Source organism: uncultured Maribacter sp. (genome assembly GCF_947500985.1).
In the GTDB taxonomy this organism is placed as follows: Bacteria; Bacteroidota; Bacteroidia; order Flavobacteriales; family Flavobacteriaceae; genus Maribacter.
Map to the genome: position 1 here is coordinate 302,509 of NZ_CANMTX010000003.1, position 23,110 is coordinate 325,618.

The following is a 23,110-nucleotide window of genomic DNA, read 5'->3' on the forward strand; positions in this document are numbered from 1 at the left end:
TTCAGAAAATGACGCCATAATTACGCTACCTCCTCAACTAAGAACTGTGCTTCATATAAATTGCTGTAATAACCACCTTTTTTAAGTAGTTGTTTATGCGTACCGGTTTCTACAATATTACCCGCGTCCATAACAATAATTTTATCAGCTTTTTTAATAGTAGCTAAACGGTGGGCAATAACTATAGAAGTTCTCCCTTGAGTAATTTTATCTGTAGCTGACTGTATTAACTGCTCAGAATAGGTATCTACGGATGACGTAGCCTCATCTAAAATCAGAATACTTGGGTTACTAACATAAGCACGTAAAAAAGCAATTAACTGTCGTTGACCGCTAGAAAGCATAGAACCTCTCTCTTTTACATTATACTGATAACCACCTGGCAAACTCGTTATAAACTCATCTACACCAATAGCTTTAGCAGCATTCTCGATATCAGAAACACTTATGGCTGGGTTTTTTAGAGAAATATTATTCGCAATCGTATCGGCAAACAAAAAAACATCTTGTAATACCACGGCTATGTGCGTGCGTAGTGATGATAAATTGTACTCTTTAATATCTACACCATCAACTAAAATAGAACCGGAGTTAATCTCGTAAAACCTATTCAATAAATTAATTATCGTACTCTTACCAGCACCCGTAGCACCAACAATAGCAACTGTTTCTCCTGCTTTTACATCAAATGAAATTCCGTGTAACACCTCTTCATCTTCTAAGTACCCAAAATGAACATCGTCAAATTTTATATCGCCATTTACTACCTCTTTCTCAAAAGAACCTACATTTTGTATTTGGCTATCGGTATCTAAAATTTTAAAAACTCTATTAGCGGCAACCATCCCCATTTGTAGGGTATTGAATTTATCTGCAATTTGACGAAGTGGTCTAAAAAGCAAATCGATCAACATTATAAAAGCAAAAATGGTACCTGCTATATCTGTAGATATATTCGCAACATTCTGCAATCCGCCATACCAAACAATTAATCCTACGGTAAGTGAAGAAACAATTTCAGCAATTGGGAAGAAAATGGAGTTATACCAAACTGTTTTCAACCAAGCTTTCTTATGCTTTTCGTTAATTTCTCTAAACTTATCGCTTTCTATTTTTTCTCGGGTAAATAGCTGTACTATTTTCATACCCGTAATACGCTCTTGCACAAAAGAATTCAGATTAGAAACCTCTGCCCTAACTTCTGTAAAAGCTACTTTCATAGCTTTTTGAAACCATCTTGTAGCGTACATTATTATAGGTAATAACGCAAAAACTATTAAAGCGAGTTTCCAATTTATGAATAGCATAACAATGGCAGCAATTACCATTTTCAGCAAATCTGCAACAATAACGAAAAAACCTTGACTAAATATCTCGCCTATTCGTTGCATATCTGCAACAGCTCTAGTCACCAATACACCCAACGAAGAATTATCGAAATACTTCATTTTAAAAGAAAGCATTTTCTTGAAGAGACTTATACGAACATCTTTAATAACAGATTCGCCTAACCAGTTTGCATAATAATTAAAAGCCAATTGACAAATTACCTGACCAAGCAGCACCACTAACATAGCAATGGTTAAGTAAAGTAACATTTCTGCATTACTTTCTTTTATGGCTTCATCAATAATTTTCTTGACAATTAAGGGAGTAAGAATCGCAAAACAAGACAGTAATATGGCAGCCAATGCAACGCCATAAAAAGTAATTTTGTACGGTTTTGTGTAGGCGAGTAAGCGTTTAAAAAGACGAGTGTCAAATGCTTTGCCAGAATCCTTATCCATTCTTTAAAATAGTATTGGGGTAAACAATAGAGGTCAAATATAATCCTTTTGCAGGAACAGAAACGCCTGCTTTTGTTCTATCCTTGCTTTTTAATATGGTATTAACATAGTCTGCAGGGTATTTATCCAATCCCACATTGATTAATGTTCCAACAATAGCTCTAACCATATTGCGCAGAAATCGGTCTGCTGTGATTGTAAAAACTAGTCGATTATTTTTTAGCTCCCATTTTGCTTCTCTTAGGTCGCAAATATTAGTATACACATCTGTATTCGACTTTGAAAAACATTCAAAATCCTTTTTACCCAACAATAACGCTGCGGCACTATTCATTTGAGCTATATCTAAGTCTTTCTTTATAAAATGAGCTAAATCTGTAGAAAAAGGATCTTTCTTTTTATCTATATGATATTCATAAGTTCTTGCTGTAGCGTGAAAACGTGCATGTGCATCATCTTGTACTTCAAAAATTCGATTTACTGCTATATTATTTGGCAAGAAAGAATTTAATTTAAAAATATATTCAGGTATATTCTCAAGAACATCAACATCAAAATGGGCGTACATTTCTTTTGCATGAACACCAGTATCTGTGCGACCTGCACCCATAAGCGAAACAGGCAAATTTAAGAGTTTAGACATGCCGTTCTCAAGCACTTCTTGAACAGTTATGGCATTGGGCTGATTTTGCCAGCCATGATAAGCTTTACCGAAGTATGAAAATTGAATGAAGAATCTCAAAAGTATATGCTAGTTTTGTACTTCACAAAGGTATTAAAAAGGATACGTTTTAACATTCGTTCCAGCAAAGTCAAATAAGAGTATTAGTTGCTCGACAAAACAAATCTATTTTTCCAATAAAATTGAAATCTAAAAATGACCAAAATTCTCTTACTTTCTGATACGCATTCGCATATTGACGATGCCATTTTAAAGCATGTAAAATGGGCAGATGAAGTATGGCATGCCGGTGACATTGGATCTTTAGACGTTACCGATGCTATTGCGAAATTAAAACCTTTGAAAGGAGTGCATGGTAATATTGACGACCATATTATTCAAAAAGAATTTCCAGAAAACAACAGATTTTTTTGTGAAGGTGTTGATGTTTTTATAACTCATATAGGAGGATACCCACCTAAATATAATATGAGAACCCGAGATATGATCAGAGAAAATCCACCAAAATTATTCATATCCGGACATTCGCATATTCTAAAAGTGATGATGGATAAAAAATTAGGAGTACTACATATGAACCCAGGTGCTTGTGGCAAGCATGGTTTTCATCAAGTACGTACCATGTTACGTTTTGTTATAGACGCAGATAATATCAAAGACCTTGAAGTAATCGAGCTAGGAAAAAGATAAAATACAGGGCGTTGAGCGAACAAGCAACACCCTGTATTAAAAGGTAATCACAATTCAAAAGCTAGGCCTAAAGAAAAAGTACCTCCATCATAAACATTCTTGCGATCCACTAAAAATCCGGCATAATCAGAATATTGGGCTACCAAATTAAAATGATCGGAAAGTTTATACATTGAAGTAAAACCAAAACTGGTAAACGTAGTTCCTTCACCAAACAAAAAAGATCCGCTTTGTACATTGTTCTCAGAAGACAATCTTTCTTGAATTTTTAATTTACCGATCAAGTATAGCTTATCAAAAAACAAATGCCCTGCTTCTACCCCGGCCTGTAATTGATTACTAAAACCTTCTGTTCTAAAGTTTAAACTAGAAAAAGCAGAAGCATATGTCTTACCATCACCAAAGCTATGCGATGCAGCCAGTGTTGTCCAAACATTGAACTCTCCATCAGACACTGGTAAGTTGATAACATCGAACTCTCCAAAAGCATTTGGTTCTTTAGATTGTGCAAAATTAGTACCATCGTTAGTAGGTATATCCAAGGCTACTTGGAAGGATAAAGGAAAACTTTTCAATAGTTTATATTTTGCACCAAGTTGTATATTACCAACACCACCAACGGTTTCGGTAGTACTAAAACTGTTTAAACGTACCAAAGGGAGGTCTAAAACTGCCGTAAGCCTATCGGTTACTCCATATTCACCATAAATCAATAGACCACTTGTATTAAAATCACTTCCTTGATCTGCCAACCTACCTTCGGTAGTATAATAATCGTTAGAAGAAAAGTTCATGACCGATGCTTGCACATATAGTCCTTTTGCTTCTCTTGTCCATCCACTCTGAGCCTGCAAACAATAAGTTAACAAGCAACAACATGCGAATAGTATATTTTTATTTTTTAGCATAATTCTGTTTTATTAAAGTATGTGAAAAGAAAAATTCCTTTTCACAAAAAAAGCCTTTGGGAGACATAGAAAAACAGAATCATGTGTCTCTATTCCCAAAGGCAGTAAAAAATTATATTAGTTTAACGCAACATTACCAAACGGTATATTAGCAGTTGCACACCAAAGAATAATATGTGTGTATTTAGCATCTGGTGTAGCACTTAGTTTTATCAACATCTCACCATTATCAACTACATTACCTATCAACATTAAATCTGGATTTCCATTAGCAGGATCTGGGGTAAAAACTTCTGAAGTAGATAAAAAGATACCTACAGTACCTGTACCTAATTCAGTAGTAAAATCATCTGCGAAACGAACAAAATTAACCTCATCGGCATCGACACCTACTTCAACTAAACCTTGTGTTGGTGTACCGCTCTCAGCAACTAGATTACCACTTAAGGTAACCATCAAATCACCTACTGGCAAAGAAGAATCTACTTCAACAGTCTCTGTTTCCACTACCGTTTCAGTTACTGTTACTACTTCTGCATCATCATCTGAGCAACTAATAAAAAAAGTTGTCATGGCACTAGCTAATAATACAAGAGTAAATTTTCTGTTTTTCATAATCGTAAATTTTTAAAATTGTTTTTTGTTTAAAACAGGATAATCAACGACTATCGTTAACCTTTCTGTTTCTTGGGACAAACATAGAAACGTGGTATCACGAAGAATTCAAGAAAACATAAACAGTTTATCACAACAGTTAGAAAAACTGCGATGTTTCTGTGATATTTAAAGAAAGGAGTTCTTTAAATTTAGAAAAGTAAAGACATAAAAAAACCCGGAAACTACCCCGGGTTTTAACGCACTAATACTACTAAGATTATAGGTTTAACGCAAGCGATCAACAGATTTTACAAGATCTTCATCCTTTTTTATAGCCTTGTTAGCAAGAACCAAAAAAATGATAGAAAATACTGGAATCAGCATCCCAATACCCTTCTCTGAGACCAACGTCTCTCCGGATAAGTTTAGTGATCGGTAAACGAAAAATCCTAATAAAAAAACATTCAATATCATGTTCAGCCTGTTAATAACAAACTGAGATTTTCTATTTTTAAATTGTACCATAGCCCATATTGCTAGAACGGTACTTGCATAAAAGGCAATAGAAATAAGCATTTCATTATTTGCAAATACTTCAGTACCATCAATATGTATCCATAGGTTAAAGAAGAACGGTAAAATACCCGTAAGTATTGCTACAACTATCAAATAAAGGCTTTGTATTCTTTGAATCATAAATCAATTACCACTTTACACTGCAAAAATACATGTCTTTTCAAAAAATATAACCCTTTTATTCAAAATAATTTGTAATATTGCTACGTTATCACGTCATAACGCCTACCAGTAAGGAAATTATCTCCTTTAGATTATCCAAATAAAATATTTACTTCTTACAATACAAACTCTTATAATTTATTCTACTACTTAATGTTTGAGATTTCAGATTTAAAATCAAAAAAGCTACCTGAATTACAGGAAATTGCGAAAGGACTTAAGGTTCCTAAATTCAAAACCTTAAAAAAACTAGATTTGGTTTATCAAATTTTGGACTTACAAGCCGCTAATCCGAAGGTTGCCGCAGCGATAGCTCCTGCCGCAACTGAAGAAGTTAGCAAGCCGGCAGAAGTAAAACCAAAACCGAAGCCAAAGCCAAGACCTAGACCTCGTGTTGAAAAAAATACGAACAAAGAAACTAATGCTCCTGAAAAAGTGGCAGAAGAAAAGGTTGCACCAGCTAAGGTTAATGTAGCTAAAACAGAAAACACTCAAGAAAGTGACTCTAAGACACCTGTTGAGCAAAAAAGACCAAGACCTAGACCAAAAGCTGCAAACCAGCCTAATAAAAAGAATTCGCCTCAGAATAACAATCATAAAAATAAGCCTAATCCGAGACCGACTCACGACAAAAGTAATTTTGACAAGGATCTGAAGAATAGGTACAAAGAACCTGAGTATGAGTTTGACTCTATTATTGACAGTGAAGGAGTTTTAGACATCATGCAAGATGGATACGGGTTTTTACGTTCCTCTGATTACAACTACTTATCATCACCTGATGATATTTATGTTTCTCAATCGCAAATACGTCTTTTCGGATTAAAAACTGGAGATACCGTATTAGGTAACGTAAGACCACCTAAAGAAGGAGAAAAGTATTTTCCTCTTATAAAGGTGAATAAAATTAACGGTATAGACCCACAAATAGTTCGTGACCGTGTGTCATTCGAGCATTTGACTCCGTTATTCCCACAAGAAAAATTTAATTTGGCAGAACGCCAAAGCACAATATCTACTCGTATTATTGATTTGTTCTCTCCTATCGGAAAGGGACAAAGAGGTATGATCGTATCTCAACCAAAGTCTGGTAAAACCATGCTTTTAAAAGATATCGCCAATGGTATTGCTGCAAATCACCCAGAAGTTTATCAAATTATATTATTAATTGATGAACGACCAGAAGAGGTAACCGACATGCAACGTAATGTTCGTGGCGAGGTTGTAGCTTCAACTTTTGACAAAGAACCAACAGAGCACGTTCGTGTAGCCAATATCGTTTTAGAAAAAGCTAAGCGTTTGGTAGAATGTGGTCATGATGTTGTAATTCTTTTAGATTCAATTACACGTTTGGCAAGAGCATACAACACAGTGCAACCAGCATCTGGTAAAGTTTTAAGTGGTGGTGTTGACGCCAACGCATTACATAAGCCTAAAAGATTCTTTGGTGCTGCAAGAAATATTGAAAATGGTGGATCTCTTACCATAATTGCTACTGCATTAACAGAAACTGGTTCTAAAATGGACGAGGTTATCTTTGAAGAATTCAAAGGTACCGGTAACATGGAACTTCAATTGGATCGCAAGATTGCAAACAGAAGAATCTTCCCTGCTATTGACCTTACATCTTCTAGTACACGTAGAGACGACATGTTATTAGATGAAGCGACACTACAACGTATGTGGATCATGCGTAAGTATCTTGCGGACATGAACCCAGTAGAAGCGATGGAATTTATTGAACAACGCTTTAAACAAACTAAAAACAACGAAGAGTTCTTAATGACTATGAATCAGTAGAACTATTCTAACATATATTTTAAAATCCCGATTTCATATAGAAATCGGGATTTTTTTTATTCCATAAACTCCGGCATTACATAAAACTAGACCACTATTATTCTTTTTAATATCTTTAGCCTATAACAAAAGAACTCTCCCCCAGTCTTTTACCAATTATCGTATTACTAATTTAATTCTTAGAAAATGAAAAGACCGACCACTATCATCAGTAAAATTTTATGCCTAATTCTGATTTCATCTGTAATTGGCTGTAATCAACAGCAGAAAAAAAAGAAAGATGAAATTATTGAGTCAAAAATAGTCAAAGCTCCAGACCACATCATTTCATTAAAACAGGCAGATGCTATTTATGACAACTACTCGCAAAATAGGGTACAAATTATTGAAGATTACGAAAACCAAAAAAGACCTTCAGAAGAAAAATTCGAAGCTTCTCGTTTCGTAGATTTTGATTATGAAACACTCAAACAATATATGGCTTATTTGGATCAAGAGGCAGCTGCAGCTGGTGTTAAAAAGATCACCAAGCTAAGATTGTATTTTGCCAACTACCCCAACGAAGAAAACTTTTCAAACGGAAAGCCGGTTATACACAAACGACAGAACAGCATATTCATGGTACCTACACTAGATGATGGCGGTATTAATTATGGCTTTTTCATTGGTGAAAATGGTAAAGCTGAACTAATAAAGGATTGGAAAGCCAATACGAAAGACGGTTTAGGAAATCACCTAAATAAAAAAGAAAACGCCTATGCAAGTTTCGCTCCTACTTTCACTTTAAACTCCAGCTTACAAGGCAGTAAAAGTCTTGCTTTTAATTTCGGTCAAGGTGGTCCGCCTCCAAAAACTGATTTTTAATCCATAATTCATGAAAATTTGGACTTTTGTTCAGGAGAACTATTATATGCTAGTATATGCGTTGACCCTGTTTGTCTCGCTAGCGACTTACCGTAAATATTACGACACAGCGCTAAAGTACTTTCCTATGATAATCACCTACACCCTACTTAATGAAATACTGGGTTATCTAGTTAGAACATATGATGAAATATCGTTCTTCAACGAAATGAAATTTAGCAATTATAATGATATTATTTACAATATATACGCCATTATCTTCTTTTGCTTTTTTTATCACGTATATAGGCAGCTCATAGCAAATGTCAAGTATAAAAAATGGATAACCTACGGAACTTTTTTAATGCTAACCGGCTACGTTATTAGCGCACAATTTCAAAACCCTTTAGACACAAATCTTTATTACGCGTTAGGTATTGGATCTTACATTTTGGTGTTTTGTGTTGCACTGTACTTTAAAGACAAAAAAGAAAAGAACCTTAATTTAATACAACCTTACAATTTAATGTTTTGGGTAAGCATTTCAATAGTGACATTTTACTCCATATTCCCCATCATATACATCATAGGTTATACTGACTACCAAATTTGGGAAGCTTACGGGTTACGATCCATTTTAAGAGCTCTTATCGTTATCATGTACTCTTTGTTAATTGTAGGATTTTTAAAAGGTAGAAGACTTGCTTTTAGATAAAAATTCAGAAATGCTAACTAATCATGACTTGATCCCTAATTATTCTTTACACGAAGATTTTGCTTGTTTTTGAGAATACAAAACAGCCAAATACTCAATTCAGTAAAGTAGTTTTGTAAATCTGCATAATTACTAGTGACCCTTACCTAGCACGATTTCGAATCTCTATTCTATGTCATTATTAAAAAATCGGCAAACAAAAAAAGCCTTCCTAATTAAAGGAAGGCTCTAAATTTTTACTTTAAAGCTAAATTATAGTGCAGCTACGTGCTTAGCTAACTTACTTTTTAAGTTGGCAGCTTTATTATCATGTATGATATTACGTTTTGCTAAACGATCGATCATACTAACAACACTTGGAAAAAGAGCCTCTGCATCTTTCTTAGTTTCTTCTGAACGTAATCTTTTTATAGCGTTACGCGTAGTTTTATGCTGATATCTGTTTCGTAAACGAACTGCTTCGTTTCTTCTGATTCTCTTTAATGCCGACTTGTGATTTGCCATTTTATAATTTATTATAATTTCTTCGGATTCTCATCCATTCAATTTTTGTAGTCCGTAGGGGAATCGAACCCCTGTTACCAGGATGAAAACCTGGCGTCCTAACCCCTAGACGAACGGACCATTATGTCAATACTTTGGAAATACATCCAACGGTTTATTAGTAGTCCGTAGGGGAATCGAACCCCTGTTACCAGGATGAAAACCTGGCGTCCTAACCCCTAGACGAACGGACCATACTTTGCGCAATTGCGGATGCAAAAATACAAATATTTTTTACTATCACAACACCTGCTTATTATTTTTTGAAAAAATTAATAAGCTTTCGCAAATAACACCCTTTTATTAGACGGTTTACCCGTTACCATACAAGCACCTTCCTCTTCTTTTGCATCTATAGGAATGCAACGTATAGTTGCCTTCGTCTCGTTTTTAACACGTTCTTCAGTTTCTTTACTACCGTCCCAATGAGCAGAAATAAATCCACCTTTTTCTTTTAAAACTTTTTTAAATTCATCATAAGAATTTACCTCAGTAATGTGATTAGTTCTATAATCAAGTGCTTTTTGGTACATATTCTTCTGAATATCTTCCATCAAAAACTCAATTTTAGCCACTACATCTGTTGCCAAAACAGTTTCTTTTTTCAATGTATCTCTTCTAGCCAACTCATAAGTGCCATTTTCAAGGTCTCTTGGGCCTATTGCCAACCTTACCGGTACTCCGCGTAACTCATACTCATTGAATTTAAAGCCAGGCTTGTGAGTATCTCTATTATCGAATTTTACAGAAATACCTTTTGCTCTTAATTCTTTTACCAAAGGATTAACGGTCTCAGAAATTTGATCTAACTGATCTAATCCTTTATAAATTGGTACAATAACAACTTGTATAGGTGCTAATTTCGGAGGGATTACCAATCCGTTATCATCACTATGCGTCATAATCAACGCCCCCATTAATCGTGTTGAAACTCCCCAAGAGGTAGCCCAAACATATTCTTTACTACCTTCTTTAGTTGCAAATTTAACATCGAAAGCTTTTGCAAAATTCTGACCTAAAAAGTGAGAAGTACCAGCTTGTAATGCCTTACCATCTTGCATTAATGCCTCTATGCAATAAGTCTCAATAGCTCCTGCAAAACGTTCGCTTTCAGTTTTAGTACCTTTTATAACAGGTACCGCCATATAGTTTTCTGCAAAATCGGCATAAACATTCATCATTTGCTCTGCCTCTTCAATTGCTTCTTTTTCAGTAGCATGCGCCGTATGCCCTTCTTGCCATAAAAACTCTGCCGTTCTTAAGAACAATCTCGTACGCATTTCCCAACGAACAACATTTGCCCATTGATTAATAAGCAATGGTAAATCTCTATAAGATTGTATCCATCTTTTATACGTATCCCAAATGATAGTTTCAGAAGTAGGCCTAACAATAAGCTCTTCCTCTAGTTTAGCATCTGGATCAACAATTATTCCGCTTCCATCCTCTGCATTTTTTAATCTATAATGTGTTACTACAGCACATTCTTTTGCAAAACCTTCTACATGGCTAGCCTCTTTGCTTAAATAAGATTTCGGTATAAATAATGGAAAATAGGCATTCTCATGACCCGTTTCCTTAAACATTTTATCTAAAGCGGCTTGCATCTTCTCCCATATACCGTAACCATATGGCTTTATAACCATGCAGCCTCTTACACCAGAGTTTTCGGCTAAATCTGCCTTAACCACTAATTCGTTATACCATTTGGAATAATCCTCGCTTCTCTTCGTCAAATTTTTACTCATTATCTGGACTTTGGCACAAATTTTGTGAATATTCGTATATTATAATTGAGTAAAACTAGTTATTTTTAATATGTTCAACAATATAATTTTGATCCGATGATATATTCTATACCCCACAACAAACTTCGAAACATAACAATGTTGGTAACCTTAGCTGTTATTACAGCTTCTTGCGGTTCATATCAACAATCATCTTACTACAATAATGATGGCATTTATTCTGATAATGCTTCAACAACGGTAGAAAGAAGACCTGAACAAAGAAATTACACACAGAATAATCCTGAAACGGATACTTATACAAACTATTTTGGTGAAAAAGCCGACCAATATGGCGAAATATTGGATGAAGAAATTTTCACAGATGTAGATTCTTATTCTAGTAATGATTTAGATCAAGACGTGCCAGAAGAACAATTAACAGATTACTACGCCAGTGCAAATGACTATGAAGGTTACGGCAGCTGGGGAAGTAACAATGCTGATGTAAGCATTTACATTCATAATAATGGATGGAATAACTGGAACAATGGTGGTCTTTACGGATGGGGATGGAACAATGTTGGCTACGCAGGATTTTATGGTGCCGGATGGGGTCAACCATGGGGATGGAACAGATGGAATAGATGGAACAACTGGGGTTATGGCGGTTTTGGATTTGGATGGAATAATTGGGGATACGGCTGGAATAACTGGGGCTATGGCAATGGCTTTAATTACGGTTATGGTTATGGTTACGGAAATAGAAATTACAACAGAAACAACCGTTTCTCTAACAGAAGTTATGCCGTCAACAATTCAAGAAGAGGTAATTATACAAGACAAACTTCTAATAATAGTGGACTTTCTTCCACAGCAGCAAGAGGTCGGTCAAACGTAAACACTAGAGGTAATTCTTCTAGATATAGAACTACAACCGGTAGATCAACCACAGCTAGAAGTTCTGCAAACACACGTAGTTCAAGAACGTATTCAGGTAATTCTACCACAAGAAGAACGGTAGGTGTTGACCAAAATAGAGCGTACAGAACAAGTAGAAGTACCAGAGCAACACCTAGATATAGCAGTAGTTCGTCTAGAAACTATAGCGGCAGATACAGCACTAGCCCTAGAACATCAAGTTCTAGCACCGCAAGATCAAGCAGCAGAGTTGCCGTACCTAGAACTTCAACATATAGAAATTCCGGTACTAGCTCAAGAAGTTATTCTTCAGGCAGAAGTTCTGGTAGCAGCTCTAGAAGCAGTAACTATAATTCTGGAAGAAGCAGTTCTAGAAGTAGCAATTACAGCTCCGGCAGAAGCAGTTCTAGTGGTAGTTCTTATAGAAGCTCAGGAAGCAGTTCTAGAAGTTCTAGCAGTGGGTCTTCATCTAGATCTTCTGGCTCGTCTAGAAGCAGTAGTAGCAGAAGAAACTAAAATCAAACATTTATCACCTTTGAATTATTGATATGAAAAGATATTTAACTTTCGTAGTACTAATGGCATGTGCAGTAAGTAGTGCACAAAATATAAATGAGGCTTTACGTTACGGTACTGAAAACCTACAAGGTACAGCCCGTTTTCAAGCTATGGGCGGAGCATTTGGTGCCTTAGGTGGAGATTTATCATCGCTAAATATTAACCCTGCAGGATCCGCTGTTTTCAATAACAGCCTTTTTACCATTAGTGGATCTAACTACCACACGAATAATGATGCCCGTTATTTTGGTGATGCATTAATCACTAAAAATAATGATATTCAATTAAATCAAATTGGTGGTGCATTTGTTTTTAATAATACAGATTCAAATTCTGACTGGAAGAAATTCACTTTAGCTTTCAATTATGATTTGGTAAATAATTTCGATAATGAATATTATGTTTCAGGTAGTGCCACCGAAGGTATTGATACCTATTTTCTAGAATATGCTGGCGGTACACCTTTTGGGTCTATTCTTGTGCAAGAAGGCGAGTTTTTAGAAGAAGCTTATCTTGATATTGGTTCAGCTCAAGGATTTAGAGACCAACAAACCTTCTTAGGTTATTATGGCGGTATTCTTGACCCAGAAACCGAAAATGACGGCAACACCAATTACATCAGTAATTCTATATATGATTTTGTTGACCAAGATTTTTTAAGAAGAACCACCGGTTACAACAGCAAGTTTACTATTAATGTTGCTTCTCAATATAAAGAGAACCTTTATTTGGGGGCTTCTTTAAACTTTCATAGTGTATTTTACACTCAGTTTGATCAATTCACTGAAGATGGATACGAACCTAATTCAGAAATACAAAGAACAACTTTTGATAATTATTTAGAAACAGAAGGTAACGGATTCTCTTTTACCTTAGGAGCTATTGCCAAATTGAACGATAATGTACGTTTAGGTGGTAGCTACCAATCTCCTACCTGGTATCGTTTGGAAGATAATACCTCTCAACGTATAAATTCAGATTTAGCAGATGATGAAATAAATTTTATCAATTTTAATGTGGTAAATTTATTTGAAAGCTATACAGTGAAGACCCCTGGAAAACTAACCGGCAGTTTAGCTGTAATTTTTGCAAAAGACGGATTATTAAGTTTCGATTACGGATATCAAGATTTCTCACAATCGGAATTACGCCCTACAAACGACCCAAGTTTTCAGACCGTAAATTCTCAAATTGCGAGTGATTTAGGTACTGTTTCTACATTTAGGGTTGGCGGTGAATATAGAATTCAACAAGTAAGTCTAAGAGCAGGATACCGTTTTGAACAGAGTCCGTATGCCAATGGAAATACAATTGGAGATCTAAATGCCATTTCTGGTGGTATTGGGTATAACTTTGGCGGAAGTAAATTAGACTTTTCCCTAAGCCGTTCTCAACAAGATGTTAGTGAAAGATTATTCAACGCCGGTATAACAACACCTGCTATGATTGATAGAGGCATCATGAATGCAACATTAAGCTATACAATCAATTTCTAAAGGATATAAAATTTAAACATAAAAAAAGGGGAGCAAATTGCTCCCCTTTTTTTATGTTTATCGCTTTAATGAAAAATGTGTCTTTCGGGTTTTCGCTACTAACAGATTATCTTCCATTTCTCCATATTCAAACCTGAACCAGTAATCTGTAGACGGCATTTGCTGTCCGTTAAAATTACCATCCCACGCATCTGAAGGCCCTAATTGTTTCAACAGCTTACCGTATCTATCAAAAATAAATACAACGGGATCACTTAGAGTTTCAATGCCTAAAATATTCCACTCATCGTTTATATTATCTCCATTTGGAGTAAAGAACTTCGGATAACCAACTACTAAAAATTCGATAGGGTCTGTAATTCCGCATCCATTTTTATCATTAATAACTACCGTATTCACTCCCGGAGGAACATTCATAAAAATAGGATTGTCTTGAAATACACCGTCATTTATAGCATATTCATAATCCCCATCTCCCTCAACAAAAAACTCAATATTATTTTGATCAGGATCAATTGAAAGATTAGTATCCAATGTCTCTACACGATCTAAAATGGGCGTTCCAAAAAAGGTTACTAATACACCACTGTCATCGCTAACTGTTGGCGGAGTTCCTGTAATTGTTGTAATAGTAGCGAAATAACGACCAGAATTAGGACTTGTTATAATTAGTTCAGCTCCAAAATCACCAGAACCGGTAAGGGTATCATCAACCACACCATCATCTTCATAATCTACCGTCCATTCTACGTTGGCAATATCTGCACCTGCAGGTGAATTCAGTGCACTAATAGTTATTGGATCATCACCCTCACAAGCAATGATATCCAACCCTAAAAACTCATCTCTTAATGTACAATCTAACGCAGTATCTTGACTATCACTTACAGAACTACCCGTAAAAGTCAACATAAAAGGTTCGGGATCTCCAGTAAAATTATCGGCAAAATTATTTATCAATATGTAATAAATCTCACCAGGTATGACATCTAAATACTCATCATAAGTATTCTGACTACCCGTTAAAGATGCCCGACCTTCTTCTCCGCTTTCAGGGTTAACCCCTAGTCCCGTAAAATTAGTGTCGTTCACCTCATAATTACAGCGTATGGGTTGCGCTGTACCATTACTTATATCAGCACAATCAACATCTGGTCCATAAACAGCAAAATCCCACTCGGCAGTTGGTGTAGAGCCTGAAGTTGCCAACGCCTCAATATCAAAACCCACTTGACCACCTGTGCCCGCTCTAAAAACGAACCAAGAGGTATTAAACTCGATATTTGCGGAAGAAAGACTACCTTTTTCTAAGCACCCAGTTTGCAGTATTACATCTGGATCAAAATCATCAACATCACCTGTTCCACCGGCAATACCCATAATAGGCTGATCGGCACAAACAGGAATAGCTGTTCTACAATCGGCTGAATTCTGTGCAGTTACGTTCCAATAGAAAAGAAACAAACAACATATAGAACAAAGAAGTGTTCTCATAAAAGTGTAGCTTATTAGTATACGTGATGTATATTATAACTACACATGACCTGCTTTAGTATCTTACATCGAAGATTCTTGCGTTTAATCGATAAAATGCACTAATTAAGCCTAAACACCAGAGTTAACGCTTTAATGTAAAATGATTGTTGATGTAAGATGCCTTTGTATTTTCCCCTAAAGAATTAGTGTAGGTAAGCTTAAACCAGTAGTCTGATTCAGGCAAAAGAGCTCCATTAAAAGAACCGTTCCAGCCAGTTGAATTTTCAACTATTTGATAGAGCAATTTACCATATCTATCATAAATAGTAATTACCGGATTATCTAAGGCTGACAACCCGTCAACTTTCCAATTATCGTTTACGTTATCTCCATTAGGTGTAAAAAACTTTGGAAAACCGACCACTACGATATCTCTAGAATCAGAACCACATCCATTTACATCACGAACCGTGATTGTATGCTCACCAGGGAATAAATTATTAAATACCCCGCTATCTTGAGGTGTTTCATTATCAACTTGAAATTCAAAATCCCCATTCTCTTCTAAGAAAACATTGACCACATTAGAGGCGTCATCCTCATATTCCACAGTAACATCAGAAATTACTGGCGGACTAGAAAAAACAACAGTAACCGACCTAACAGTTATACATTGTATTAATCCTTGAATATTAGTCACAGACAAGGTGTATACACCTGGCTCCGCAACTGTAATAAGAGAAGAGGTTTGCCCTGAACTCCATTCATATGTAAAATTAGCATCGGGTATACGTTGCCCTATTGTTACAACAGGTTCATCGCCACAAATAAACACCTCTGTATCAAAATCCAAAATAGGTAATTCGATACCATTAATATCAAAAGTTTCAGAAGCATCAAAACACATTGAGTTTTCTATTGATGTCGTTCTTACATATATGGTCTGTAAAACCTCTGTTGGTATAAATTCTTTTGAAAGTGCCTTGGCACCATCAAAGGCATCTTCAAAACTTTCATGATAAGAGACCCTAAAATCTAGCGGACTCTGAGTACCTAATGCCTCGGCATCCTTTGCATTAAAATCAATAGCCGTACCATCTAAACATGCAGTTTCATCTTCTAAAGAAAAGGTTTCTGGCGAAGGCGCATAAGCTACTTGGGTTTCGCTAATTAAATTATTACCTAAAGGTCTTACTACCAACACACGGTACATACCAGATACAGCAATAGAAAGTTCTGGATCACTTTCACCAGGTATGCGTTGATAACCTGTGCCAGCATCTAAGTACCACTCATAATCTAAAGCATCTACGGTAGTTGCATCTAAAACCACATTATCGTTATCACATGCTATTATTGGCGGACCTAATAAATTATCTATGATATCACAATCTAAAGCAGAGTTTGGGAACTCGACAAATATATTACCTGAAAATTGAATAGAGAATCCTGAATTGTTGTTACTAAAATTGTTGATCATGAGTAGATATTCCTCTCCCGGTTCAACATCTAACCAATCATCATATTGAATATTATCTATACCTGTAGGATCCTCCCCCACTCCTATGAAACTACTATCATCAGAATTATCGAAATAATTACAGCGAACAGGCTCACCCAGTGTGCTACAATCGCTTGTTCTATACAAAGCAAAATCCCAATCTTCGTTTGTATCAAATCCGATATTAAAACCTAACTGACCTATTTCACCAGTCTTAAATTTATACCAAGCAGAATTTGTTTCGATAGTACCACTACCCTGCGTTATACATCCAGAAATAGAAGCTCCGTTGAAATCGTCAATGCCATAACCATTAGTACCACCATTTACAGGAGTATTATAGCAAATAGGAACCGCATTGGCGCAATCTGCCGACACCTGTGCAAAACAGGTGAAGATGCTAAAAAAGCAAACTAATAAAATAGATACACCATACTTGGTCATAGAGGCCTTCTCATTTGAAAAATTAAAATTAACTAGACCTTAACGTTATGGCTAATTTATGTTGTGTAATGCCCGCAATTAGTTATAAAGTGGCACATATTGTATATCTTTGCAGCTTCTAAAAGATAGATAAAATGAAAATTGAGGATACACTGGAAGATCAATTTGATGAATTAGGAAATGATCACATTTCTACATCAGAAGATACTCCTTTACGTTCAGATGCCTTTGATTTGGATGATGCCGAAAAGATTGAACGCATTCGTGAAAATGTTCGCGAAATTATGCTGACCTTAGGTTTAGACTTAACCGACGATAGCCTAAAAGGAACTCCTAACCGAGTTGCTAAAATGTATGTAAACGAAATATTCGGTGGCTTAAGCCCTGCTAAAAAACCTAAAGCTTCTACTTTTGACAATAAGTACAAGTATGGTGAAATGTTGGTTGAAAAGAATATTACTCTTTACTCTACTTGCGAACATCACTTTCTACCAATAGTTGGTCGTGCACACGTTGCTTACATTTCTAATGGTACCGTGGTTGGTCTTTCAAAGATGAATCGTATTGTAGACTATTATGCTAAACGTCCACAAGTTCAAGAGCGTTTAAACATTCAAATCGTTAGAGAATTACAAAAAGCTTTAGGTACAGAAGATGTTGCTTGTGTTATTGATGCAAAACACCTTTGTGTAAATTCTAGAGGAATTCGCGATATTGATAGTAGTACCGTAACAGCAGAGTATGGCGGTAAATTTAAAGAAGAATTAGTACGCCGAGAGTTCTTAAATTACCTAAACCTAGATACCCATTTTTAATAGGATATAGCTTCATGCAATTGTACGAAAACCAGGAAATCAAAGTATACAATTCCTTATCAGGAAAAAAAGAAGTTTTCAAACCCATAAATGAAGGCCACATAGGCATGTATGTTTGTGGACCAACAGTGTATAGCAATGTACATTTAGGAAACTGTAGAACTTTCATGTCTTTTGATATGATTTTCAGATACTTTAAACACCTAGGTTACAAAGTACGTTATGTTCGTAATATTACAGATGCCGGTCACTTAGTTGATGATGCGGAAGATGGCGAAGATAAAATTGCTAAAAAAGCACGATTAGAAAAGCTAGAACCGATGGAGGTTGTACAGCGATATACTGTAGATTTTCATAATATTTTAGAGAAATTCAATTTTCTACCTCCAAGTATTGAGCCCACAGCTACCGGACATATTATAGAACAAATTGAAATTATTAAGGATATTCTTAAAAAAGGATTTGCCTATGAAACTAATGGTTCTGTTTATTTTGACGTTGCAAAGTTCAACCAAGAACATGAGTACGGTAAATTAAGTGGCCGTAAGCTTGAAGACATGATAGCTAACACTCGTGATCTTGCCGCTCAAGACGACAAGCACAATCCGCAAGATTTTGCTCTTTGGAAAAAAGCAGAACCACAACATATTATGAGGTGGCCTTCGCCATGGGGCGACGGATTCCCAGGGTGGCATTTAGAATGTACCGCCATGAGTACAAAATACTTAGGTGAAACATTCGACATTCACGGTGGCGGAATGGATTTAAAATTCCCGCACCACGAATGTGAAATTGCACAGGCAGAAGCTTGTAATGGCAAAAGCCCTGTAAACTATTGGTTACATGCCAATATGTTGACCTTGAATGGTAGAAAAATGGCAAAATCTACAGGTAATAGCATTTTGCCTGGTGAGATATTTTCTGGTGAAAACGAGATTCTGAGCAAGCCCTTCTCCCCTTCTATGGTTCGTTTCTTTATGATGCAGGCACATTATACCAGTATTTTAGATATAAGTAATGATGCCTTATTAGCATCTGAAAAAGGTTTTAACAAATTGATGGAAGCTATCAATTCACTAAAATCTCTAGACACAGCAAAGACTACAGATTTTGATGTCGCAGCTTGGAAAGCATCTTGCTATACTGCCATGAACGATGATTTTAATTCGCCCATCTTAATTGCGAAACTATTTGACGCTGTTAAGCACATCAACCTTATTAAAGAAGGTACTGAATCTATTACCGAAGAAGATAAACTAGAATTAGAGAATACCATTCACAGCTTTGTTTTTGATGTTTTAGGTTTGGAGAACAAGAGTAGTTCTGATGCCGACACTGAAAAATTAGGAGGTGTAGTTGAGCTATTAATCGAATTACGTAAATCTGCTAGGGAAAATAAAGATTTTGCCACATCTGATCAAATACGTGATCAGTTAGCAGCACTAGGTATTCAATTAAAAGACGGTAAAGAAGGTACTACGTATAGTCTTTAAGTTTAATCTAAAAATCTAGATTTCTGAATTTTAGACTGGTATTCGCCTGGGGCTACTTGTTGTCTTGTTTTAAACACCCTATTAAAGTAGGATCTACTTTCAAATCCGCAATCGAGATATACATCTTTAATGCTTCGTTTAGGATCTTGCAGTAAACCAACTGCTAACTTTATTCGTTCATTATTTATAAACTCAACAGGAGAGATGCCCAGCTCTAATTTAAAGGTTCGATAAAAATGTGACGGACTCATACAGGCTATTCTGCTTAAATCATCTACTTGTAATGACTTATGTACATTATCTCGAATATATCGAATAACCTCGGTCAACCTACTTTCTTTCTTTATGGTCAACGTAGCGTTGTTATAAATTTTGCATTCGTTCGTCTGTAGAATTCTAATAATAAGTTCACGCAACATATTATCTACAAACAGCTCTTTAGAAGGGTGATCTTCAGAAAACAAGAATAAAAGCCGTTGTATGATTTGAAATATTCCTCTGTCATTTACGAAATGAAAGTTGTAGTCCATTAATCCCCATGCATCCTTATTACTTTTGGGCATGTTTTCATTCATGAATTGCAATACCTTTTTTATTTTATCTTCTGAAATAGCCATTGCCAAACAACGGGTAGGATTTTTTGCCATTGCTTCGGGGAAATCTATACACATACCTTCATTTGCCGGTAGCACTAACGACTCACCTGGTAAAAAATCAAAAGATTCATAATCACGTAAGTGCATAATCTTCTTTCCTTGAATCATACTGGCCAAAACTGGTTGTTCAAATTTTAAAAGAACACTAGCTGCTTGTTCATGCGTTTCAAAAACATGCATGGCCGCATTATTCATCGTATAAGAGGTTTGGTTTTCAACCATAGTTTCCAACCGTCTTCCTTTTAAGAAATTTTCAGCTAAATGAATCACAGTAATTTTGATTTTATTTTAAGAAATTTACAAAAAATTATACTTAAAAAAATCATAATATCATTAAATGATAGAATAGTTCACACTATTCGTAGAATGCGTCAGATATTTTCGAAAACCTAGAAGTACATTTAGAATATCGTATTGGTAGTACCTATATGAGCTTACTTCTATTATTAACTTAAATCATACACTATGAGCACAACAGCAACTGTAGAAAAAGACGTACTTCAAAAACCCAAATTCAAAAACCAATATGAAAATTTCATTGGTGGAAAATGGGTTGCACCAAGCAAAGGAGAATATTTTGACAACATCTCACCAGTAGATGGCAAATCATTCACCAAAATACCTAGATCCACAGCAGAAGATATAGAAATGGCAATAGATGCCGCTTGGGTAGCTGCAACTTCATGGAATGCATCTTCAGCAACCGAAAGAAGTAATATGCTTTTAAAAATTGCCGATAAAATAGAGCAAAATTTAGAAGTATTGGCAAGAGCAGAAACTTGGGACAATGGTAAAGCAATTCGCGAAACCAGAGCTGCAGATTTACCATTGGCAGTCGATCACTTTAGATATTTTGCAGGAGTCATTAGAGCAGAAGAAGGATCGGTCAGTGAGCTAGACTCTAATACCGTTGCATTAAATATCACAGAACCCTTAGGTGTCGTAGGTCAAATTATACCATGGAATTTCCCCTTATTAATGGCTACTTGGAAATTGGCACCAGCATTAGCAGCAGGTAACTGCGTAGTTCTTAAACCAGCAGAACAAACCCCTGTAGCAATTTTAATATTAATGGAAATCATTGAAGGTATTTTACCTGATGGTGTTCTTAACGTGGTTAACGGTTTTGGTGCAGAGGCAGGCAAGCCATTGGCATCTAGCCCTAGAATTGACAAAATTGCATTTACAGGTGAAACTACCACCGGGCAATTAATTATGCAGTATGCATCTAAAAATATTACTCCTGTTACATTAGAGCTTGGCGGTAAATCTCCGAATGTATTCTTTGAAAGTATAATGGATTCTGATGATGATTTTTTTGACAAGTGCTTAGAAGGTGCTAATATGTTTGCTTTGAACCAAGGTGAAGTTTGTACTTGTCCGTCGCGTATGCTAGTTCAAGAAAGTATTTATGACAAGTTTATAGAACGTGTAATCGAACGTACTAAGGCAATTAAGATGGGGCATCCCTTAGACCCTAATACTATGATGGGCGCACAGGCTTCTAACGACCAATTTGAAAAAATTCTCAGCTACATTCAAATAGGTAAAGAAGAAGGTTGCGAAGTACTAACTGGCGGCGAGCAAGCTTATAATGAAGGTTTAGAAGGCGGTTACTATGTTCAACCAACTATTCTAAAAGGACATAATAAGATGCGTGTTTTTCAAGAGGAGATTTTTGGTCCCGTGCTTTGTGTTACAACTTTCAAAGATGAAGCAGAAGCCATTGAAATTGCCAACGATACATTGTATGGTTTAGGTGCTGGCGTATGGACTAGAGATACACACCAAGCGTATCAAATTTCTAGAGCTATTAAAGCAGGTAGAGTTTGGGTGAATTGTTATCATTTGTACCCTGCACACGCTCCTTTCGGCGGATACAAAAAATCGGGAATTGGTAGAGAAAACCACAAAATGATGTTGGCTCACTATCGTCAAACTAAAAACATGCTTATCTCATACGATAAGAAGAAAATGGGATTCTTTTAATATCATAGATTATATGAAAACTAAACGAGTATTAGTAACTGAAAAAGCTGCAGAAATAATTGCACAACTAAAAGAGAAACATGGCGAACTCATGTTTCACCAAAGTGGTGGCTGTTGCGATGGCTCAGCACCAATGTGCTTTGAGAAAGGCGAATTAATGCTCGATGACAATGATGTTTGTTTAGGGAATATCGAGGGTTGCGACTTTCATATGTCACGAGACCAATTTGAATATTGGAAACACACCCAACTCACCATTGATGTGACCCCTGGTATCGGTTCAAGTTTTTCATTAGAAATACCCATAGGCATTCGATTCTTAATCAAATCTAGATTGTATTCTGAAGAAGAAGCTGAACATTTAGAACCGATTAGAATTGGAACCTAATACACTGATTTATTTGATGGAAGTCCGGATGCAACTCATCCGGGCTTCTTATTTTAACCAAGTTGACACTTTTACAGTAAATTTGTGATATCAATTTATACCTGTGAACATTTCAATAAAAAAAATACTGATTGCCCCTTTTGTATTTCTAGTTCGTTTCTATCAACTAGCAATATCCCCTTATACTCCCGCTACATGTAGATACTCACCAACATGTTCACAATACACCTTAGAAGCATTAAAACAGCATGGATTATTTAAAGGAGGATGGATGGCTACAAAACGTATTTTTAGCTGTAACCCTTGGGGTGGAAAAGGGTATGACCCCGTTCCCTAAGTTAGT

General features: G+C 35.9%; 21 protein-coding genes and 2 tRNA genes. 11 read left to right on the forward strand and 12 right to left on the reverse strand.

What is annotated here, in order from left to right; genetic code table 11:
- Positions 1-20: 20 nt before the first annotated feature.
- Together Q0871_RS07735 and truA are read right to left on the reverse strand one after the other, a co-directional pair.
- Positions 21-1,787 (reverse strand): ABC transporter ATP-binding protein, encoded by a 1,767-nt coding sequence (locus Q0871_RS07735; RefSeq protein WP_299320682.1) that lies wholly within the window; start codon positions 1,785-1,787, stop codon positions 21-23.
- Positions 1,780-2,529 (reverse strand): tRNA pseudouridine(38-40) synthase TruA, encoded by a 750-nt coding sequence (truA, locus tag Q0871_RS07740; protein WP_299320685.1) that lies wholly within the window; start codon positions 2,527-2,529, stop codon positions 1,780-1,782. Before truA ends, Q0871_RS07735 begins: the two co-directional genes overlap by 8 nt.
- Before the next feature lie 135 nt (positions 2,530-2,664).
- Between truA and Q0871_RS07745 the strand changes: the two genes are divergently transcribed.
- Positions 2,665-3,159 (forward strand): metallophosphoesterase family protein, encoded by a 495-nt coding sequence (locus tag Q0871_RS07745; protein WP_299320688.1) that lies wholly within the window; start codon positions 2,665-2,667, stop codon positions 3,157-3,159.
- Between the two features lie 47 nt (positions 3,160-3,206).
- Here Q0871_RS07745 and Q0871_RS07750 read toward each other — a convergent pair whose 3' ends face one another.
- From Q0871_RS07750 to Q0871_RS07760, 3 genes are all read right to left on the reverse strand, one after another.
- Positions 3,207-4,013, reverse strand: coding sequence for a hypothetical protein (locus tag Q0871_RS07750; protein WP_299320690.1), 807 nt, complete (start codon positions 4,011-4,013; stop codon positions 3,207-3,209).
- A gap of 171 nt (positions 4,014-4,184) precedes the next feature.
- A complete protein-coding gene (locus tag Q0871_RS07755) occupies positions 4,185-4,682 on the reverse strand; it encodes a hypothetical protein (RefSeq protein WP_299320693.1) in 498 nt (165 codons plus the stop codon).
- 267 nt (positions 4,683-4,949) lie between these two features.
- The gene (locus Q0871_RS07760; RefSeq protein WP_073242865.1) at positions 4,950-5,360 is read right to left on the reverse strand and encodes a DUF4293 domain-containing protein; all 411 of its coding nucleotides are present in this window, start codon (positions 5,358-5,360) and stop codon (positions 4,950-4,952) included.
- Positions 5,361-5,555: 195 nt separating this feature from the next.
- Here Q0871_RS07760 and rho point away from each other — a divergent pair, with 195 nt between their 5' ends.
- The 3 genes from rho (at position 5,556) to Q0871_RS07775 (ending at position 8,760) form a co-directional block, all read left to right on the forward strand.
- Positions 5,556-7,202 carry a transcription termination factor Rho gene (gene rho, locus Q0871_RS07765; protein WP_299320698.1) on the forward strand — a complete coding sequence of 549 codons (1,647 nt, stop codon included), beginning with the start codon at positions 5,556-5,558 and terminating at the stop codon, positions 7,200-7,202.
- 186 nt (positions 7,203-7,388) lie between these two features.
- A complete protein-coding gene (locus Q0871_RS07770) occupies positions 7,389-8,066 on the forward strand; it encodes a hypothetical protein (RefSeq protein WP_299320701.1) in 678 nt (225 codons plus the stop codon).
- A gap of 10 nt (positions 8,067-8,076) precedes the next feature.
- Positions 8,077-8,760 (forward strand): hypothetical protein, encoded by a 684-nt coding sequence (locus Q0871_RS07775; protein WP_299320703.1) that lies wholly within the window; start codon positions 8,077-8,079, stop codon positions 8,758-8,760.
- A gap of 252 nt (positions 8,761-9,012) precedes the next feature.
- Here the strand turns inward: Q0871_RS07775 and rpsT are convergent, their stop codons facing one another.
- From rpsT to proS, 4 genes are all read right to left on the reverse strand, one after another.
- The gene (gene rpsT, locus Q0871_RS07780) at positions 9,013-9,264 is read right to left on the reverse strand and encodes a 30S ribosomal protein S20 (RefSeq protein ID WP_073242858.1); all 252 of its coding nucleotides are present in this window, start codon (positions 9,262-9,264) and stop codon (positions 9,013-9,015) included.
- Positions 9,265-9,312: 48 nt separating this feature from the next.
- A tRNA-Glu gene (locus Q0871_RS07785) sits at positions 9,313-9,384 on the reverse strand.
- Between the two features lie 41 nt (positions 9,385-9,425).
- Positions 9,426-9,497 (reverse strand) — tRNA-Glu (locus Q0871_RS07790).
- Between the two features lie 78 nt (positions 9,498-9,575).
- Positions 9,576-11,051, reverse strand: a complete 1,476-nt coding sequence (gene proS, locus Q0871_RS07795; protein ID WP_299320707.1) for a proline--tRNA ligase — start codon at positions 11,049-11,051, stop codon at positions 9,576-9,578.
- 138 nt (positions 11,052-11,189) lie between these two features.
- On the opposite strand from proS, the gene Q0871_RS07800 reads away from it, so the two are divergent.
- Both Q0871_RS07800 and Q0871_RS07805 read left to right on the forward strand, forming a co-directional pair.
- Positions 11,190-12,467, forward strand: coding sequence for a hypothetical protein (locus tag Q0871_RS07800; RefSeq protein ID WP_299320710.1), 1,278 nt, complete (start codon positions 11,190-11,192; stop codon positions 12,465-12,467).
- A gap of 32 nt (positions 12,468-12,499) precedes the next feature.
- Positions 12,500-14,005, forward strand: coding sequence for an OmpP1/FadL family transporter (locus Q0871_RS07805; protein WP_299320712.1), 1,506 nt, complete (start codon positions 12,500-12,502; stop codon positions 14,003-14,005).
- A gap of 57 nt (positions 14,006-14,062) precedes the next feature.
- Here Q0871_RS07805 and Q0871_RS07810 read toward each other — a convergent pair whose 3' ends face one another.
- Positions 14,063-15,499, reverse strand: coding sequence for a T9SS type B sorting domain-containing protein (locus Q0871_RS07810; protein WP_299320713.1), 1,437 nt, complete (start codon positions 15,497-15,499; stop codon positions 14,063-14,065).
- Between the two features lie 124 nt (positions 15,500-15,623).
- On the reverse strand, positions 15,624-17,426 hold the full coding sequence (locus Q0871_RS07815) for a T9SS type B sorting domain-containing protein (protein WP_299320714.1): 1,803 nt from the start codon (positions 17,424-17,426) through the stop codon (positions 15,624-15,626).
- Positions 17,427-17,560: 134 nt separating this feature from the next.
- Here Q0871_RS07815 and folE point away from each other — a divergent pair, with 134 nt between their 5' ends.
- Positions 17,561-18,241, forward strand: a complete 681-nt coding sequence (gene folE / locus Q0871_RS07820) for a GTP cyclohydrolase I FolE (protein ID WP_299320715.1) — start codon at positions 17,561-17,563, stop codon at positions 18,239-18,241.
- Positions 18,242-18,255: 14 nt separating this feature from the next.
- Entirely contained in the window at positions 18,256-19,734 is a 1,479-nt protein-coding gene (gene cysS / locus Q0871_RS07825; protein WP_299320716.1) for a cysteine--tRNA ligase, read from the forward strand.
- 2 nt (positions 19,735-19,736) lie between these two features.
- Here cysS and Q0871_RS07830 read toward each other — a convergent pair whose 3' ends face one another.
- Positions 19,737-20,660, reverse strand: coding sequence for an AraC family transcriptional regulator (locus tag Q0871_RS07830; protein WP_299320718.1), 924 nt, complete (start codon positions 20,658-20,660; stop codon positions 19,737-19,739).
- A 195-nt stretch (positions 20,661-20,855) separates the two neighbouring features.
- Between Q0871_RS07830 and Q0871_RS07835 the strand changes: the two genes are divergently transcribed.
- The 3 genes from Q0871_RS07835 (at position 20,856) to yidD (ending at position 23,104) form a co-directional block, all read left to right on the forward strand.
- Positions 20,856-22,379: an aldehyde dehydrogenase family protein gene (locus Q0871_RS07835; protein WP_299320721.1), complete on the forward strand. Its 1,524-nt coding sequence runs from the start codon at positions 20,856-20,858 to the stop codon at positions 22,377-22,379.
- Between the two features lie 13 nt (positions 22,380-22,392).
- Entirely contained in the window at positions 22,393-22,767 is a 375-nt protein-coding gene (locus Q0871_RS07840; protein WP_299320724.1) for a DUF779 domain-containing protein, read from the forward strand.
- A gap of 115 nt (positions 22,768-22,882) precedes the next feature.
- Positions 22,883-23,104 (forward strand): membrane protein insertion efficiency factor YidD, encoded by a 222-nt coding sequence (yidD, locus tag Q0871_RS07845; protein WP_299321265.1) that lies wholly within the window; start codon positions 22,883-22,885, stop codon positions 23,102-23,104.
- The last annotated feature ends 6 nt before the right edge of the window (positions 23,105-23,110 follow it).

Bases quoted from the DNA above. Each gene is read 5' to 3' on its own strand.
- Q0871_RS07735 (WP_299320682.1), bottom strand. From the start codon at position 1,787: ATGGATAAGGATTCTGGCAAAGCATTTGACACTCGTCTTTTTAAACGC.
- Q0871_RS07745 (WP_299320688.1), top strand. From the start codon at position 2,665: ATGACCAAAATTCTCTTACTTTCTGATACGCATTCGCATATTGACGAT.
- Q0871_RS07755 (WP_299320693.1), bottom strand. From the start codon at position 4,682: ATGAAAAACAGAAAATTTACTCTTGTATTATTAGCTAGTGCCATGACA.
- Q0871_RS07760 (WP_073242865.1), bottom strand. From the start codon at position 5,360: ATGATTCAAAGAATACAAAGCCTTTATTTGATAGTTGTAGCAATACTT.
- rho (WP_299320698.1), top strand. From the start codon at position 5,556: ATGTTTGAGATTTCAGATTTAAAATCAAAAAAGCTACCTGAATTACAG.
- Q0871_RS07770 (WP_299320701.1), top strand. From the start codon at position 7,389: ATGAAAAGACCGACCACTATCATCAGTAAAATTTTATGCCTAATTCTG.
- Q0871_RS07775 (WP_299320703.1), top strand. From the start codon at position 8,077: ATGAAAATTTGGACTTTTGTTCAGGAGAACTATTATATGCTAGTATAT.
- rpsT (WP_073242858.1), bottom strand. From the start codon at position 9,264: ATGGCAAATCACAAGTCGGCATTAAAGAGAATCAGAAGAAACGAAGCA.
- proS (WP_299320707.1), bottom strand. From the start codon at position 11,051: ATGAGTAAAAATTTGACGAAGAGAAGCGAGGATTATTCCAAATGGTAT.
- Q0871_RS07800 (WP_299320710.1), top strand. From the start codon at position 11,190: ATGTTGGTAACCTTAGCTGTTATTACAGCTTCTTGCGGTTCATATCAA.
- Q0871_RS07805 (WP_299320712.1), top strand. From the start codon at position 12,500: ATGAAAAGATATTTAACTTTCGTAGTACTAATGGCATGTGCAGTAAGT.
- Q0871_RS07810 (WP_299320713.1), bottom strand. From the start codon at position 15,499: ATGAGAACACTTCTTTGTTCTATATGTTGTTTGTTTCTTTTCTATTGG.
- Q0871_RS07815 (WP_299320714.1), bottom strand. From the start codon at position 17,426: ATGACCAAGTATGGTGTATCTATTTTATTAGTTTGCTTTTTTAGCATC.
- folE (WP_299320715.1), top strand. From the start codon at position 17,561: ATGAAAATTGAGGATACACTGGAAGATCAATTTGATGAATTAGGAAAT.
- cysS (WP_299320716.1), top strand. From the start codon at position 18,256: ATGCAATTGTACGAAAACCAGGAAATCAAAGTATACAATTCCTTATCA.
- Q0871_RS07835 (WP_299320721.1), top strand. From the start codon at position 20,856: ATGAGCACAACAGCAACTGTAGAAAAAGACGTACTTCAAAAACCCAAA.
- Q0871_RS07840 (WP_299320724.1), top strand. From the start codon at position 22,393: ATGAAAACTAAACGAGTATTAGTAACTGAAAAAGCTGCAGAAATAATT.